The sequence below is a fragment of the Candidatus Tisiphia endosymbiont of Ceraclea dissimilis genome (assembly GCF_964030735.1).
Taxonomy (GTDB): domain Bacteria; phylum Pseudomonadota; class Alphaproteobacteria; order Rickettsiales; family Rickettsiaceae; genus Tisiphia.
In genome coordinates, this window is sequence record NZ_OZ034917.1 from 352820 (window position 1) to 368139 (window position 15320).

The 15320-nt window shown below is 32.1% G+C and carries 17 protein-coding genes and 1 pseudogene; 8 read left to right on the forward strand and 10 right to left on the reverse strand.

Annotation, left to right across the window (positions count from 1 at the left end; translation table 11 throughout):
• Positions 1-11: 11 nt before the first annotated feature.
• On the reverse strand, positions 12-2276 hold the full coding sequence (locus ACQH1V_RS01605; protein ID WP_425360602.1) for an OTU domain-containing protein: 2265 nt from the start codon (positions 2274-2276) through the stop codon (positions 12-14).
• Between the two features lie 151 nt (positions 2277-2427).
• Here ACQH1V_RS01605 and ACQH1V_RS01610 point away from each other — a divergent pair.
• Positions 2428-2541 (forward strand): annotated as a pseudogene (locus ACQH1V_RS01610) (Rpn family recombination-promoting nuclease/putative transposase); the annotation flags it as partial.
• 235 nt (positions 2542-2776) lie between these two features.
• Here ACQH1V_RS01610 and ACQH1V_RS01615 read toward each other — a convergent pair.
• The gene (locus ACQH1V_RS01615; protein WP_425360603.1) at positions 2777-4195 is read right to left on the reverse strand and encodes a type IV secretion system DNA-binding domain-containing protein; all 1419 of its coding nucleotides are present in this window, start codon (positions 4193-4195) and stop codon (positions 2777-2779) included.
• On the opposite strand from ACQH1V_RS01615, the gene ACQH1V_RS01620 reads away from it, so the two are divergent.
• Complete coding sequence (locus ACQH1V_RS01620) at positions 4167-4946, forward strand: type IV secretion system DNA-binding domain-containing protein (RefSeq protein WP_425360604.1); 780 nt, start codon at positions 4167-4169, stop codon at positions 4944-4946. The genes ACQH1V_RS01615 and ACQH1V_RS01620 overlap by 29 nt on opposite strands.
• On the opposite strand, the gene ACQH1V_RS01625 is transcribed toward ACQH1V_RS01620, so the two are convergent.
• On the reverse strand, positions 4912-5400 hold the full coding sequence (locus tag ACQH1V_RS01625; protein ID WP_425360605.1) for a transposase: 489 nt from the start codon (positions 5398-5400) through the stop codon (positions 4912-4914). The two genes, ACQH1V_RS01620 and ACQH1V_RS01625, sit on opposite strands and share 35 nt — an antisense overlap.
• A gap of 112 nt (positions 5401-5512) precedes the next feature.
• The gene (locus tag ACQH1V_RS01630) at positions 5513-6055 is read right to left on the reverse strand and encodes a helix-turn-helix domain-containing protein (RefSeq protein WP_425360100.1); all 543 of its coding nucleotides are present in this window, start codon (positions 6053-6055) and stop codon (positions 5513-5515) included.
• A gap of 101 nt (positions 6056-6156) precedes the next feature.
• Between ACQH1V_RS01630 and ACQH1V_RS01635 the strand changes: the two genes are divergently transcribed.
• From ACQH1V_RS01635 to ACQH1V_RS01660, 6 genes are all read left to right on the forward strand, one after another.
• Complete coding sequence (locus ACQH1V_RS01635) at positions 6157-6750, forward strand: type IV secretion system DNA-binding domain-containing protein (RefSeq protein WP_425360606.1); 594 nt, start codon at positions 6157-6159, stop codon at positions 6748-6750.
• Between the two features lie 80 nt (positions 6751-6830).
• Positions 6831-7046 (forward strand): hypothetical protein, encoded by a 216-nt coding sequence (locus tag ACQH1V_RS01640; protein ID WP_094648747.1) that lies wholly within the window; start codon positions 6831-6833, stop codon positions 7044-7046.
• A gap of 40 nt (positions 7047-7086) precedes the next feature.
• The gene (locus ACQH1V_RS01645; protein WP_094648748.1) at positions 7087-7626 is read left to right on the forward strand and encodes an Hsp20/alpha crystallin family protein; all 540 of its coding nucleotides are present in this window, start codon (positions 7087-7089) and stop codon (positions 7624-7626) included.
• Between the two features lie 158 nt (positions 7627-7784).
• Positions 7785-8378, forward strand: coding sequence for a recombinase family protein (locus ACQH1V_RS01650; protein ID WP_094648749.1), 594 nt, complete (start codon positions 7785-7787; stop codon positions 8376-8378).
• 30 nt (positions 8379-8408) lie between these two features.
• A complete protein-coding gene (locus tag ACQH1V_RS01655) occupies positions 8409-9356 on the forward strand; it encodes an Rpn family recombination-promoting nuclease/putative transposase (protein WP_341748921.1) in 948 nt (315 codons plus the stop codon).
• 117 nt (positions 9357-9473) lie between these two features.
• Positions 9474-10745: an IS256 family transposase gene (locus tag ACQH1V_RS01660; RefSeq protein ID WP_094649589.1), complete on the forward strand. Its 1272-nt coding sequence runs from the start codon at positions 9474-9476 to the stop codon at positions 10743-10745.
• A gap of 302 nt (positions 10746-11047) precedes the next feature.
• Here the strand turns inward: ACQH1V_RS01660 and ACQH1V_RS01665 are convergent, their stop codons facing one another.
• From ACQH1V_RS01665 to ACQH1V_RS01690, 6 genes are all read right to left on the reverse strand, one after another.
• Positions 11048-11791, reverse strand: coding sequence for a hypothetical protein (locus tag ACQH1V_RS01665; protein ID WP_425360607.1), 744 nt, complete (start codon positions 11789-11791; stop codon positions 11048-11050).
• A 110-nt stretch (positions 11792-11901) separates the two neighbouring features.
• A complete protein-coding gene (locus ACQH1V_RS01670; RefSeq protein ID WP_425360608.1) occupies positions 11902-12294 on the reverse strand; it encodes a hypothetical protein in 393 nt (130 codons plus the stop codon).
• A 201-nt stretch (positions 12295-12495) separates the two neighbouring features.
• Positions 12496-13014, reverse strand: a complete 519-nt coding sequence (locus ACQH1V_RS01675; RefSeq protein WP_425360021.1) for an IS630 family transposase — start codon at positions 13012-13014, stop codon at positions 12496-12498.
• On the reverse strand, positions 12999-13349 hold the full coding sequence (locus tag ACQH1V_RS01680; RefSeq protein WP_425360020.1) for an IS630 transposase-related protein: 351 nt from the start codon (positions 13347-13349) through the stop codon (positions 12999-13001). Before ACQH1V_RS01680 ends, ACQH1V_RS01675 begins: the two co-directional genes overlap by 16 nt.
• 8 nt (positions 13350-13357) lie before the next feature.
• The gene (locus tag ACQH1V_RS01685; RefSeq protein WP_425360609.1) at positions 13358-14080 is read right to left on the reverse strand and encodes a hypothetical protein; all 723 of its coding nucleotides are present in this window, start codon (positions 14078-14080) and stop codon (positions 13358-13360) included.
• 22 nt (positions 14081-14102) lie between these two features.
• The gene (locus ACQH1V_RS01690) at positions 14103-14900 is read right to left on the reverse strand and encodes a hypothetical protein (protein ID WP_094649587.1); all 798 of its coding nucleotides are present in this window, start codon (positions 14898-14900) and stop codon (positions 14103-14105) included.
• Positions 14901-15320 lie beyond the last annotated feature (420 nt).

The following is a 15320-nucleotide window of genomic DNA, read 5'->3' on the forward strand; positions in this document are numbered from 1 at the left end:
TAGTCTTGACATCAAAAATCCAAATCATACTGTACATCAGTATTACCTAATAAATCTGCTGTATTTAAGCTATTTATGATTTTTGCATCAAATTGTTCTTGTATTGTATTAAACCATTGTTGTCCTAATATATTTGGTAAGTTATAGTCTTCTTTTAATAATTCACAAAATGCACTAAATATTTTTTGTATTGGCGACAATGTTTCCTCATCATTTATAAGTGAAACATGAGAACGTAATGATGTAAAAGGAGATAACAGTATAGAAATATGAGCAACAACTTGTGTTATTAATTTCTCCGGTTGAATATTAGATTTATCTATAATATAGTATAGTTCTATTCCTTTCGCTGTAGCAGAAGGATGGACTCTAACCACTTCTGTTTTCTCTCCTTCTTCTTGTGTAGATACTAATATACGGTTACCTTGTCCTAATGATTGAAAATCACATATAAAATATAAAGCTTTGGCGGCATGATAGTGAAATACTTTATATAAATTCTCGTGTGATAAATCTTGATTATAATGTTGTAATGCAAACTCAGGTTCACTTTCGTCATGTTCATTTATTAATTCTCTGATGTTACGATTATAATTATCATTATACTCTGATAGCAAATTAGTTTTATCATTATTATTCTGATACAAGCTATGATTAATTAATTGCTCTATGATATCTAGTGCTCGTACCGACTTCTCAACTATCGTTTCCTTATTGTCAATAATTCTAATATATGGACCTTTAGTCTCACCTATTATTTTTTCATACTCTGCGTCATTAATGTATTTGACAGTACCCTTATTAGGTAGTTTGTCTGGTAGACCATATGCACCTCTTGCCTCCTTTACCGTTTTATATAAGAGTATTTGCTTGAATAAAATATTATTCTCCTCAATAAGATATCCTTCTGGATCAAAGATTGATACTATAAATTTCGCAGTGAGTTCACAAGTATCCAGACTATCAAGCATCATTTGCTTTAGGTTATTGAACACATATTTAATATATCTTTGAAGTTGAGTTACATAATTTTCTTTTGCTGCAGATTCATTATACTCTGAACCTATCGCTTCGACATCCTTTGTGGTAAGTTCATTTAACTTCTTAATGACGCTTGTATTAGTAATCAAATATCGTATTATCTCTGAATTATCTTTTTTTGTAATGATACTTAAATCAAAAAACTCTTCGTCATCCTTTGATAATAATATCTTCTTCTTTACATCATTATACTCATCCTGTGTTAAACATACACCTTGTATTTGCTTTGATATAGCTAGTATATAATCTCTAAAATTATTTAGTATATAAGCCTTACCATCTAATACATCTTTTATTTGGCTCTTAAGAGCTTTCCTAATAAACATGTATGATGTAACATCATGCATTTTTTCAACGGACTTACCAATAATTTGAGGACGACATACTGTTATTTGAGAATTACCATACGGATCATTAATCGTAATATTTGCATACTTATTATCACTAATCTCTCTTCCAAATAACTTACTTAATAGAGCATCAACATGACATTTTAGTTCCGATTCTGCATTTATATCAAAACCTGAATTAGATTGCTCCGATTCCTTAATAACATGTACTTCCATTCCTTGAATCTCTTTGGTATCATATGCTTGATCACCATTGGATATCTCGGCATGAGAAAAGTGTATTCCTTGATGATATATAATTGCTTCTTTTTTGTTACCCCACAATGTCTGATTTGTATTATAGTTACCTGATAATTCTAGACTAGGATTAATAATGTCTAGTGTGTTACCTACATTTAGTACAATCTGAATCTTTGCTAAAGAAGCTAAAATAGGTATTTCCTCAAACATGACATAATAGCTATTATGTTGTATATCTTGCAGATATTTACGGTAAATAGTTGATTTATTAATTGGAGAGGCATTTTGATACTTGTTCAATAAGTCTTGAGACGAGAAAATCTTCTCTAACCGCTCCCGCAATTCATCAGGCATATTTTGATCTTCTAGAGAATGAAATTGCTTCAAGAAATTATACCACTCTTTTCGCATATCCCGAGCATAATCAGTTTTATAATGATCAGCATTAGTTCTATTACCAAATACGGCATGAAAAAAACAATTACCATAACCTATCGTATCATATACTTTAATTTGCACTTTATTTGCATCATCTGCCCCTTGTCGTTCCTGAATTCCTTGACGAGGAGGAGTAGCTTTGCTATCTTGCTTTTTTGCCTCAGGACTTTCCCCTGTGGAACCTGATTGAGGTCTTTTCTTTGTCATAAAACATAACTGATATTGTAGTGTTTATATCAAAATAATAATTACAATTTACGTTATAATAATTTTTTAGGTAATACAATAAGTTTCTTATTATGTGTAAGTAAAATTTCTCCATTTGTCCAATTTTGTAAATTAGTATCACAAAGAATCTGACAGAACCGAAAAAGTAGCAAAAAATATGTTCTCTAATAATTACCCTATCCCTAAAATTTCTCGTATTACCGGTTTATCTATTCAGGAGATCAACAATCTGCTTAAATCCTAGTTCTGTAGTCAAAGGGCTTACCCCTTTGACCTTGATCATTCTGTGGTTATTTTTTCTTGTAATTTTTCCATAAGATTGTTGTTGTCCTTAGCTCTAATAAAAGCTTGTAGCTGTTGTTGGCATAAGTGGGCTTTGTTTCGGAAGGTTTAATTATAGCTCAAGCTACTTGACTTATCCATGATAGATATCCAAAAGTTAAAAGCATCTTATTGATTTACTTCGCCAAAAAGATAGTTCAAAGGAGATCAGCTGCTTTACTCTCTAACTCCTCTTCTTTTAGTGGCGTTGGTTTTTTCTTGCCTAGCTTCTTGATGTTCTTCTGCTGTTTAGATTTTTGGGGTGCAAGATGATTGAGTTCTGAATTTAATCTAGATGAATTAGATAAGTCTTGGGTATTATTAGTACTCTGATTAGACCGATTAGCACTATTATTGCTGGAGCTTATCAGTTTTTTAGGAATAAGTTCAAGATTCTTATTGGGTAGAGATATTGCTAGAATTTGTATTTTGGATAATCTAACAGCCGGCTCAGGCAATAGAGTGTAACACTCACCAACGCTTAAGTTAGCTAAATCTTCTACAGTGACAAGATCTTGCTTATGATGCTGTTCGTTATAACTGACTCCATCTCTAAATTCATGAGCACCGAAGCTAGTATTCTTCTGCTGACGCATTAAAGTTTGGCTACCACACATAGAACTAATCATTTTAGCAATTGCTGGCTCAAGATTTCTAAAGAAGAAGGATGTGCCAAACTGCCCGAAGATTGCAGAACCATCATAATGACCATATTGGGAGTAAAGTTGATTTAGAGATTGCATACCAGCTAAGACGCAAGCTCCATATTTTCTACCTTCTGCCATCATAGGTGATAAAGCAGGAAGTTTACCAAGGGCTGGCAGCTCATCGATAACAATCCATACTCTGCGTTTACTATCTATTCCTATTTCCATAAGCTGTGTTAATGCAAGTTCAGTTAAACAAGATATTAGTGGTAAGGTTAATGCACGACTACTGGGTTTGGTTGCTAGAAATAACCATGCTTTGTTTCCTGTCTGAAGATTAGCAAAGTATTGTTTAATTGAAAATGCTCCATTGTCATCGGCAGGCTGTAGGTACATAAGTGGTTTGCTATTTGCTGCCAGTACCGCTACAATAGAGCCAGACGTTTGTTTGGAGTCATTTATAAGATATCTAGCGGCTTCAGTACCTCCTAGTGTGGTTTTTAGATATTCTATATCTGCATGACATGCCATATTTACTACATCTTGTACGGAGGCATTTTTTCCTCTTAAAAATTCAACGCAAGCTTTAAAGACAGTTTCGGCAGCTGTTTCCCAAAAAAGATCAGAGTGACTGCTCGATTGCTTTCTGTTAAAACCTATTAATATCTTGGAAAATCGCTCTAAATCCTCATGAGATTCACAATCTTTCCAAAAGTCCCAAGCTTTGCCTCGTTGATCGAAAGGATTAAAGATAATATCTCCGCGGTGTGGATTGTAGTACTTGGAAATCATCTCCCCAGTTTGATCAATAATAATAGCGGGTTGCTCTTTTGCTTCTACCTGAATAGTTAGAAAGTGCTTGCGTAAAATTGGTAAAGCCAGCGATCTAACTATTGGTGATATGCCGTTAGTAAAAGATATGGAAACCATGAATCTCTTAGTGTCAGGTTCTATTGGTTCTGGCAAAACTAATTTAATGCATAATCTATTACCTCAGGTAGAATCAAGAGGAGAAGCTGCTATTATTATTGATAATACTGGAGAAATGATTGCTAAATACTATGATCCAAGCCGCGGAGATATTATCTTTAATCCATTAGATAATCGTAGTCATTACTGGGACTTTTGGCATGATTGTGCTGGAAAAAAAGATCTAGAAAAATTTGCTGATATCTTAATGGGCTTTAATAGCAGAAAAAATAATCGAGGAGCTAATGATTTTTGGGAAGAAAGTGCAGCAAGTATTTTTGTTGCTTGCACTGAAGTTTTACAACAGCATCAGCAATATTCAATAATCAAATTATATAAAATGCTGTGCCAAACTGAAACTGGAGAAATGTACACAATATTAAAAGGTACAGATGCCGCAAAATATTTTACCAAAGATAACGCTAAAACAGCTTCTTCAATAATGTCAGTGTTGATGGCTAATATTAAGCCACTGAGGTTTTTAACAGACAATAACAAGATGGGAGCATTTTCAATAGAGGATTATATTAACAAGATTAACTCAGGCAGTGGTAACTGGCTTTTTTTAGCTACTGACCCATCAGCTAGAGAATTAACCATTCCATTAAACGCATCGCTATTAGAACTCTTGATATCTCGTATGCGTCGCAGTAGAATCATACCAAATCACTATCTAATTAACAAGATACTATCCAATTCCAAGCACATATAGATTTGACAATTGCAGGATTATTTTCATAATAATTACATGCTGTGATTAGTTGATTTTCTATAGCATTCATTGAATCAAAAGCTAGGTTATAAAAGAATTTTTCCCTCATATCATCCCATATATTTTCTTGTGGGTTTAATTGTGGGCTATATGGTGGCAAGTAAGCTAGTTTAATATTATTAGGTAATAATTCTTTATCGAGTTTATGTGCAGCAGCTCCATCGCATACTACTAAAAGAAAATTATCCTTATAACGCTTTGCCATTTCTTGTAGCATTAACATCATCCAATCTTGGTTCATTAAAGGCAAAATAAGGAAACAACTAGCACCGTCAAATGGACAAATTGCCCCATAAGTATAAGTATATTCACGAATAATTTGTTTCTTAAGTAAAGGCCTGATTCCAGCCGGAACCCAGCAACGCCTTATACCAAACCACCATCTAATTAACAATATAACTGCTCGATATCCTTTTAAGTTATACTAGTAATATTATTGGTTTGATGCTAAATTGGTATTAATGAATCTATACGACCAAAACGTGCCTCATCTTGGAAGAATATCTTTAATTCCTTGCCTTCAGTTGCTGCTGATACTCTTGCTTCTTTAACCATATCAGGCCACTTTTTTTAAAAGTTTCTACCGCATCCTTCTTTTGTTTAGGATGGTATGGTCTTGGTGCAATTTTACGCCACCCATGCCTATGAAGCAGCCTATAAGCTGTGTAACGTGCTATTTTACTACCAACCGTTTCCTCAAAAATCTTATGCACCTTGCTAATTTCTACTATCCCACCATTAACGGCATTCTGTTCTATCTTTTTAAGCATCTCACGTTCTTGCTCTTGAGTTAGATAACTTCTGTATCTCCCACCTTTCTTCCTGCTACATAGTGCCTTTAAGCCTTTTTTCCGACATTGACTATGGGTTCTGTGAACATGACTTTCTGATAATCCTGTAACTTTAGCAATCAATGATGTCGGCATTTTTTCACTCACTCTTAGATAGATTGATTGATAACGTCTAAATTCTTCTTTAGTCTTTGCTTCATTCATTAATTGTTTCACTTCTTCTACATTAACTTCTAATACCTTATACCCTCTAGACATCTTAATTAACACTATACTATCTTAAATAACACACTATAGCATCTATATTATTAAATAGATAGTGATTTGGTATCAATGCACGTCACAAATTATGGATCGTCATGGATGAACTGCCTAGTCTCGGGAAATTACCAGGCTTGCCACAATTGATGCAAGAAGGAAGGAAATATGGTACTTGTGTATTGTCTGGACTACAATCGACTAGTCAATTATACCAATATTATGGTAATGCTGATGCATCGAATTTAATTGGTTTGTTTAAGACCAAGTTCGCCTTTGCCAGTGATGACCCAAGAATGGGAGAGCTATATAGTAAACTTTGTGGTTCTGTTACTACAATTAGCCAGCAGAAAAATACTAGTTTCGGGGCTAATGAGTTTAGGGACGGTGTTAGTTATAATGAAAGGCATGAAAAATCACCTCTTGTTTCTTATGAAGACTTTAGCTGTCTCAGCATTGGTCAATGCTATGTTATTTTACCAGAAATATCTGCTAGACTTGCAAAGATACAAGTGCCGCAAGCTACGGCGGCTGATAAAAATAAGTGGTTTGTTGAAGTTGTAGCAGAGTCTAAAATGGTAGATAAGATACACCAACAATGCAATAATCTAGACTCAGACAATATTGCAACTAATAATGATGAATCAGAATTTAATACAGAGATAAAAAATGATGAATTTATTTTAAATAGATAAAAAAAGCTGTATTATGTCATGGATGTTCAGTTAAAAAACTTGGGCTGTAACATAGATATACAATATAAATAAATTTTAATATGCAACCAGTTGTTATAAGATATAAAAAGATGGCAAAGATGTTAGGGGTTTCTGTCAAAAAAGCAGAAAAAGTGCAGGACGAGCTAATAACAAAAGGTTATATGGAAGTGTTATATGCTAACGATAAGATTAGATGTGTTAGGATAAGCTCTCCTGATCCACAAATGGCTGCTTATCTGCACCAAACTAGAGACCCTATAATATTTACCAAATAATGTAACAGTATTATAATAATCAATTAACGTGGGTAATAATATGTTAAATAAAGTTAAATTATATAGTCTGACTATTGCGTCGATCATATTGTCGATAAATAGCTCTTTAGCTAATCCTAATCAGAAAGATGATATAGAGTTAGATAATCGTACGCTATATATACAAAGTCCTAGCAGAGTAATAGATAGACATTTTTCTTCTTTTGATCGCTATTGGCACAACTTGCTCAATGGCAGTATGTATGTATATGATGGAGACTCTATAGGTACTAAGATTATTACAGAGGACAAGCGATATGTTGTGATTATGGAGATACCAGGTTATGATAAAAGTCAGATTAAAATTAACTTAAAAGGCAATCGTCTTGTTGTGAATGGTAGTAACGAATCAGATGTTAATAAAAAAGATAATATTAAAGATTATGCCCGCAAGAATAGGCAGTTTAATTACACTATAGAGTTAAATAATGACATCGATCAAAAAACTATCTCTTCTAATTTAAAAAATGGCATCTTAACAATCATATTACCTCGTATTGCAACAAAAGAAGCTAACGTTAAGGAAATACCTATTAATTAATCATGATAAATCGAATTGTACTATAGTACAACCAAACTAGAGTATTATTGTACTACACCAAGCCTACTAACAAGTGGTACAATTATAAGAAATATTAGACTTGTTTGTACTATTGTGGTACAATATTATTTTTTAAATAAAATTGTACCAGAGTTATTATGAAAATTGGATATGCAAGAGTAAGCAGTAATAATCAGGACTTAGAATTACAACAACAAGCATTAATTGAGGCGGGATGCCAAAAGATATTTAGCGAGTCAGCTAGTGGCAAAGATAATAATCGCACTGAGCTAATGATTATGATTGAATCATTGCGACCAAGTGATATTGTTATAGTTTATAAGATTGATCGGATTGCTAGATCTCTAAAAGGACTAATTGAGCTAATCGAACTACTAAATAACAAATCTGTTGAGCTTGTGTCCCTTGATTCAGGAGATAAAGTAGATACTACTTCGCCTATGGGGAGAGCATTTTTCCAAATAGCTGGAGTATTTGCTGAATTAGAACGTAGCATGATTAATAGCAGAACTAAAGCAGGAATTGCTAAGGCTAAGCTTAATGGAGTAAAATTTGGTAGAAGAGTTGGTAGTAGCAACAAAACAACTTTAGGCAAAATAGAAAAAATAAAGATTTTTCTGCAAGCTGGTAAAACTTATAGTTGGATTAGCAAGGAATTGTTTGTCAGTAAAAAAACAATATCTGATATTAAAAAATTGTTACAGAAAAATGACCGAGCGTTTAAAACATGAGCAAATCTGATAGATTAATAAGTTAGTAAAATGACAAAAAAGTTAAAGCATGATTCATTAGTCAAAACAATAATGGCTGATCCTGTAGCAGCCCAAGAATTTTTGGAATATTATTTGCCTAATGATTTTAAGAGTTTAGTAGATTTATCAAAAATAACAGTAGAAAAAGAAAGTTACATAGAAGAATCTTTAAACAAGAAATATAGTGATATAGTGTATGGAGTTGCTACCAAGAATCAGGGTAAGGCTTTTGTGTATGTGTTGATTGAGGCTCAGTCGAGCGTTGATTATTGGACAGCTCTACGATTATGGAAATACACATTGTTATTATGCGAAAGGCATAAGAAAGGAAGAAAGAAATTACCATTAGTATATAATTTAGTAATTTATAATGGTAAAGAAGTTTATACTGCCCCTAGGAATTTATGGAGTTTATTTACCGATGCAGTTATAGCCAAGAAAGTGATGACAGAAGATTATCAATTGGTCGATTTACAAAGCATGTCTGATGATGAAATAGTGAAGAAGAAGCATATTGGGATGTTAGAATATATGCTAAAACATATCCATCAACGAGATATGATAAAGCTTTGGGAAGAATTTCTGCAGAGATTTAAATTAGAGATATTAGTAGATAAGGAAAAAGGCTATATTTACATAAAATCGTTTTTATGGTACACTGACGCTAAGCTTCCTGAGGCAAAGCAATCAGAATTAGAGCAAGTACTAACCAAATATTTATCAGAAGAAGAACAAGGTGTTATTATGAGAACTGTTGCACAAAAATATATCGAAGAAGGTGAAGCCAGAGGTATCCATATAGGTAAAGCTGAAGGTAAAGCTGAGGGTAAAGCTGAGGGTGAAAAACAAAAAGCAATCTCTATAGCTAAAAATTTACTAAAGGCTGGTTTATCTGTTGACTTTATTACTCAATCCACCGGCTTGAGTCTATCGCAAATTGAGTCTTTATCCAAATAAGTGGAGAACGTTCAGTGAGGAGACCATTCAAAACTGAGTCTATAATATACTTTGTGTAAGTTGCAAAAGTAAGCAGTAAGAAGTACTGTAAGAAAACAACTTATAACAAGGTAAAATATGTCAGAAAAAATAAAAAAGAAGATACTAGAACTAAAAGATAATAATATAAGTAATAATTTAGTAGAAGAATTATTATCAAAAGCCGATCCATCTAAGTTGTTTGGCAAAGAAGGATTATTTCAACAACTAAAAAAGCAAATAGTTGAAAAAATATTAGAAAGTGAACTAGAGCATGAATTAGGTTATTCAAAGCATAGTAAAATGCTGAAAGTAGATAATAATCGTCGTAATGGTAGCTATGAAAAGACAATAATTGATGATGATGGTAGGAAGGTTACTCTGGAAGTACCAAGAGATCGAGAAGGAGAGTTTGTTCCCAAATTAATACCTAAAGGGCTGAGAAGATTCAGTGGATTTGACGATAAAGTTATCTCACTTTATGGTCGAGGAATGACAGTCAGTGAAATTCGAGGTCATTTGGAAGAAATATATCAAACTGAGGTTTCCGGTGATTTAATATCGACAATAACCGATGGAGTAATAGACGAAGTAACTAGGTGGCAAAATCGAGGTTTAGATAAGGTTTATCCAATATTATACTTAGACTGTATTCATGTTAAGTCTAGGGATAACCAGGTAGTGATAAATAAAGCAGTATATTTAGCGATTGCTGTTAATATAGAAGGAAAGAAGGAGTTGCTGGGTATTTGGGTAGGAAAAAATGAAGGTGCTAAATTCTGGATGCAAGTAGTTACTGAGTTAAAAAATCGAGGAGTAGAACAAATTTATGTTGCTTGTGTTGATGGTCTAAAAGGTTTTCCGGAAGCGATAAGTAGCATATTTCCTGCGACTATAGTACAGTTATGTATAGTTCATATGGTTCGCAATTCAGTGAAGTATGTCTCATATAAGGATTTAAAGGAGGTGACCACAGATTTGAAGCAAATTTATACAGCAAATAATGAAGAAATGGCAAGTCTAAAACTTCAACAATTTAGTTCAAAATGGGACAAAAAATATCCAGTAATTTCTGATATTTGGCAACGTAATTGGTGTGGGATAATCCCATTTTTTGCTTTTCCTGAGGAAATAAGAAAGGTAATTTATACAACAAATACCATTGAATCTGTCAACCGTCAAATTAGAAAAATTATCAAAAATAAGGGGGTGTTTCCAGATGATAAATCAATTCAGAAAATAATATTTTTAGCTCTGCAAAATGCATCTAAAAAATGGACTATGCCCATAAAAGATTGGTCATTAGCTTTGAATCAATTTGAAATACTTTGTGGTGATTTTAAATATGATTTATTGGAATGTAAAAAATAGAACTTACACAAAATAAATGATTGACTCTCAAAACTTTTTCGGTAATTCGATGACTTAAGGTTGTTTGCAACGTATAATGCTTATTATACGATTAGATATACCAAAATATAAATGCGTAAAACATGATCATCCTGCAGGGATAAGGCATTTGAGTAAGATAAATTATTGCAGGATATTTTTCTATAACAGAGAAGAAATTAACAGCAATTCCGACTCCTAGTTCGCTTTTGCCCCGTTTCTGTAATTTAACCCATAATTAGACAAATGTCTATTTTAACATGATTTTAATTCTTTTATATTATTCATGCATCACCTATAATGTTCACCTGTTCTTGTGAGTCATAAGAATACTGTTGTAAAGTTGCTAATATATCTTTCCTGTCATTCTGTATAGCTGCATCATTTACTCTATCAAGTATCCCATTGAATAAATCATCTATGCTTAAAACGTTACCTTTCATAAAATGTTTATTTGGATCTTTTAGATGCAATCTATTACTACATATCCTTTCTTCATTTCCTATTAAACCCGAGCGTATAGTTTTTAAAAAACTCATTATTTCTTCAGAAGATTTATTATTGTCAGTAGGACCAAATAGTTTTCCAAGAGAGCTCATTAATTCTTTTGATTTTAAGTGTTCGTGTAATGCTTGACTGATTACTTCATCAACTTTAACAGATAATGTTTTATTAGAGCTCATTTTATCTAGTGAAGTTGTAATTTTGCTATAATTTAGCACATGTTTTTGTTTATATTCTAATGGTTTTATTTTAGATACTGCTCCTTCACTTGCTGTATCTGAAGCAGGAATCTTAAAACTACCTTGATAGTCATCTCTATCTAGTGTTGGATCTTTTGGTTCAGCTGCTGCCTTAAGTAATATAAAATCATCTTTATTTAAGCAGGATAACTCTATTCCATACCAATCTTTTATTAAATCATAAAATACTTTAGCTGAAACTTCTTGTACCTGAATCTTATTAGCTTTAAACTGTCCTTTAGCTGTATCCCAATCCCATTGTAAAATACCACTACAGTTACTCAATTTAAAAGGTATTTTTTCTTCATCATGAATTAACTTATTTTGATCACACTGATCAGTAACAATAGATCCTAATTTTAGGTTAGTTAGAGTCCGAATAATACTATTTATACCTAATCTAGAAATTGCATCATTAGGGGGTCTAGTTTATTGTGAATGTCTAGCTTTAGACTCAACCAATCTTGCAGAATTTCAGTATCATTTTTTAGTAGCTGCTTTGCTTCTTTAGAACCTCTTGGATTTTCTCTATAATCATATGTTGATTTACCCATATCTTTATCAATTATAACAGAAGCATTTACAGCACCTTCCATAGCCATTGGCATTTTACTAGCAATTTGTTTTAGTTTATATATTCCTTTATCTACCAAATCAAAAAACATAGCATTGGTTAGAAGAGATGCTGAATTTCTTTTGACTTCTATTCCAAATATTAACTCTATATCTGCTTTAAATTGCTCTATTAAATCAGCTTCTAATTGCTTGTCTTTTACAAAACTATGCATTATTCTTCCTTTCAGAGATGATTGAAAGAATTTTTTTAATTCTTTTTCATTGATAGATTGTTTTTCTATAAGTTTATTCCATTCTTCTCCAATAGTCTTATAAGTGCCCTCATTTGTTTTGAGGTGTTTAAATGCCCCTCTTTTACAAACCTCTAAGGTTTCATTTTGTTGAGTAGTTTTTTTATAGTTAAACCCATAAAATTAGGTGACAAAGAACATAGTAATAATTTCAAATAATTTGCTGGTTTCTGTTACCTTATTTTTAATCCATCGTTTCATATTAGCCCAAAACTTCTCTATGGGATTTAAGTCTGGTGAATATGGCGGTAAAAAAATAAGCTTGCAACCAACTGATTCTATTAATTCCTTTGTTTTCTTTGATTTATGGAAACTAGCATTATCCATCACTACAACTTGTCCTGCTTTTAACTCTTTAATTAAAAACTTCTCAACCCAATTATTAAATAACTCTGTATTGCACGTTCCATTAAAAACAAAAGGAGCTATTGATTGATTGTTTACCAAGCCAGCTATGATATTAGTTCTTTGATAGTGTTTCCCACTCTTCTTTCCAATCAGTAATTCTCCTGTTTTACTCCAGCCTCTATCTTGGCAAATACCTGTATCTATACCGCTTTCATCAATATGCACTATTTGCCCTTTATCATATTTATTGATCTCTTCTAAATATTCAGCTCGTCTGTCTACACTTGACTCCATGTAGGTAAAGGTTTTTTTTTATAACTAAAACCTAGCTGTTTTAATATCCTTCCAGTTTGAGACCTCGCAATTCCAAACTCTTTACCAATATCTTGTAATCTCATATTTGGATTATTTCTTACAAAATTTGCTAACTTTTGCTTATCAACTTTACTTTTAAAACCTACTCTAGCTTTTGCTAATATCGTTCCTTCCTTTCTCTTCCTTACGTTCCAGCGACTAATTGTATTTTTATGTATATCGAATATCTTGGCAGCCGCTCTTTGACTATTACCTTTTTCTATATAACTTATTACTTTTTTTCTTAAATCTTTACTATATGGGCTTGTTGACATTTTTTCTCTTATTTATACCATATAATGTCATCTAATTCAACGGGTTTAACTATAGTAATAGAAGTAGAAGATATAATCTTACCCGTACCATGATTAAAGTCACATAAATGATTTTTCCCTAGGTCTCTATCTATTTTTTGACTAGCTCGTATTTTTGCCAGAAATATGCTAGCATCATCTTTGTTTTCTAATTTAAAAAATGGTTCTATTTCTTTCCTTGAATTTTGTGCATGTAACTCTATTGACTTGTGAAGTTTACGTATGTTTTTAAATGTGTTATGTATATCTACCTTTTTTTCTAAATAATATACTCCTCTTTCTGCGTCATTTTGTAAAGTTTGGTATTCATGTTCTTGAGCGCAAGCCTTGCTAATTAATTTTTGGTTTATTTGAAAATAAGTACTTGCTGCATCTTCTGATATTTTTTTATGAATTGACTCATAGTAATTAATAATTAAACCAAAACCACGTCCAAATTGAGAATCTAAACGTTTAAATTCGCTTTTATTGTTTGAAGGGATCAAATTATCTTTAATTTTTTTATATTCGGTTCTAACTGAAGTACTATGTAAAAGTTGATTTCCTATCTCTTTTAAAATACATGAAATATTATAGCCTGTATTATATTTGTTAAGCTTTTCAATAATATTAGGTTTTTTAGACAATTTTTGTAATTCCTCATAATCTTCTCCGTCTGTACTGTCACCTATTTGACTAATAACTCTTACCATTTTAACCTCTCTAAAATTAGTTTTATAATGTATCTCCAATTATTTCAGTACAAGGGTAATATTCTTTTAATACATCTAACATATCTTGATTGTAATGACGTAGTGCTATCTGATACATGCTATCAAAAGATTCATCAAATAACATATCTTTACTTAATTTATTAGTCTCATCCAGAAGCTTATTTTTATTTTCTAAATTTAATTCATGTTGATCAATAAAATCTTTTTCTTGATCTAAAGCCTCATATATAGCTTCTAATAGACTAATTGCTTCTTTTGTTTCCTCATGAGCAAATCTTGCTCCAAGGCTTGACATTAGTCCTTTTAATGTATATTTACCAGGAGCATCATGAATTTTATTAACCACCATAGTTAAGAAGTCTTTTTCAGGATCTGTTTCCTCATATAATTGTTTAGCTTTTGCATGGCTTTTGATATATGTGTTATAACTTTTTAAGTAGTTTAGTAAATCTGTGTTATCTTTTTGTTTTGCGGTTCTATACATACTATTAAATGCTTCATCAAATAAATCATCTCTATTGACGATGGTCCATTCTGCACGAATGTTTTCTAAGCTACAAATAAGATCTTGTACATCTTTTAACCCTAAGGATTCATATATAGTTTCTAAAATACCAATTGCTTCTTCTATGGTCTTATCTCCAAAGTTTTTACCAAGGTTTTCCATTAGTTTTTGTAATGAAGTATTTGTTGAGTTGGCGCTAATAATTTCCTCTTGTATTAGTTCCATAAAATTTTTTTTAACTTCTGGTTCTACTGTATTCTGATAAAACTCTTTAGCCTTATTGTGGTTTTTCATTATTTTCCCTCTTTTTTTAGAAGCTAGATTATTGAACCTAGCATGCCTTTTTGGTTGATTTAATATTATATAGTAATAACCCTTTTCGATTTTTTAGCTTCAAGGGGTACTATGATAAGGATTTATATAATCCTTGATTGTTAGTTGATTTGGTTGAACGTAGTTAATAAAAGATCTTAGTAAGCCTTTAAAGACCTTAGAATCTATGCTATCATATTTTATTTTTGGAAAGCAACAAATTTTTGCAATTTAATTTATAGTTATTAACTATTTACTATATTGTAAATGTAATCTTCATTCCGCTTGTGCCTTTCCTTTAACATCGTTGCACAGGTTCCCGTGTTCAACTTGAAAGCCTTGACTTAAGCTCACGCCACCTCTATGCCGGATGCCACCTAGCCAGTAAACAGGTTCCCGCTA

What these genes read in the sequence shown, in the direction of transcription:
- ACQH1V_RS01635 (WP_425360606.1), top strand. Translation starts at nt 6,157, where the DNA reads ATGGATGAACTGCCTAGTCTCGGGAAATTACCAGGCTTGCCACAATTG.
- ACQH1V_RS01670 (WP_425360608.1), bottom strand. Translation starts at nt 12,294, where the DNA reads ATGCATAGTTTTGTAAAAGACAAGCAATTAGAAGCTGATTTAATAGAG.
- ACQH1V_RS01645 (WP_094648748.1), top strand. Translation starts at nt 7,087, where the DNA reads ATGTTAAATAAAGTTAAATTATATAGTCTGACTATTGCGTCGATCATA.
- ACQH1V_RS01605 (WP_425360602.1), bottom strand. Translation starts at nt 2,276, where the DNA reads ATGACAAAGAAAAGACCTCAATCAGGTTCCACAGGGGAAAGTCCTGAG.
- ACQH1V_RS01685 (WP_425360609.1), bottom strand. Translation starts at nt 14,080, where the DNA reads ATGGTAAGAGTTATTAGTCAAATAGGTGACAGTACAGACGGAGAAGAT.
- ACQH1V_RS01620 (WP_425360604.1), top strand. Translation starts at nt 4,167, where the DNA reads ATGCCGTTAGTAAAAGATATGGAAACCATGAATCTCTTAGTGTCAGGT.
- ACQH1V_RS01640 (WP_094648747.1), top strand. Translation starts at nt 6,831, where the DNA reads ATGCAACCAGTTGTTATAAGATATAAAAAGATGGCAAAGATGTTAGGG.
- ACQH1V_RS01650 (WP_094648749.1), top strand. Translation starts at nt 7,785, where the DNA reads ATGAAAATTGGATATGCAAGAGTAAGCAGTAATAATCAGGACTTAGAA.
- ACQH1V_RS01675 (WP_425360021.1), bottom strand. Translation starts at nt 13,014, where the DNA reads ATGGAGTCAAGTGTAGACAGACGAGCTGAATATTTAGAAGAGATCAAT.
- ACQH1V_RS01655 (WP_341748921.1), top strand. Translation starts at nt 8,409, where the DNA reads ATGACAAAAAAGTTAAAGCATGATTCATTAGTCAAAACAATAATGGCT.
- ACQH1V_RS01630 (WP_425360100.1), bottom strand. Translation starts at nt 6,055, where the DNA reads ATGTCTAGAGGGTATAAGGTATTAGAAGTTAATGTAGAAGAAGTGAAA.
- ACQH1V_RS01690 (WP_094649587.1), bottom strand. Translation starts at nt 14,900, where the DNA reads ATGAAAAACCACAATAAGGCTAAAGAGTTTTATCAGAATACAGTAGAA.
- ACQH1V_RS01680 (WP_425360020.1), bottom strand. Translation starts at nt 13,349, where the DNA reads ATGTCAACAAGCCCATATAGTAAAGATTTAAGAAAAAAAGTAATAAGT.
- ACQH1V_RS01660 (WP_094649589.1), top strand. Translation starts at nt 9,474, where the DNA reads ATGTCAGAAAAAATAAAAAAGAAGATACTAGAACTAAAAGATAATAAT.
- ACQH1V_RS01615 (WP_425360603.1), bottom strand. Translation starts at nt 4,195, where the DNA reads ATGGTTTCCATATCTTTTACTAACGGCATATCACCAATAGTTAGATCG.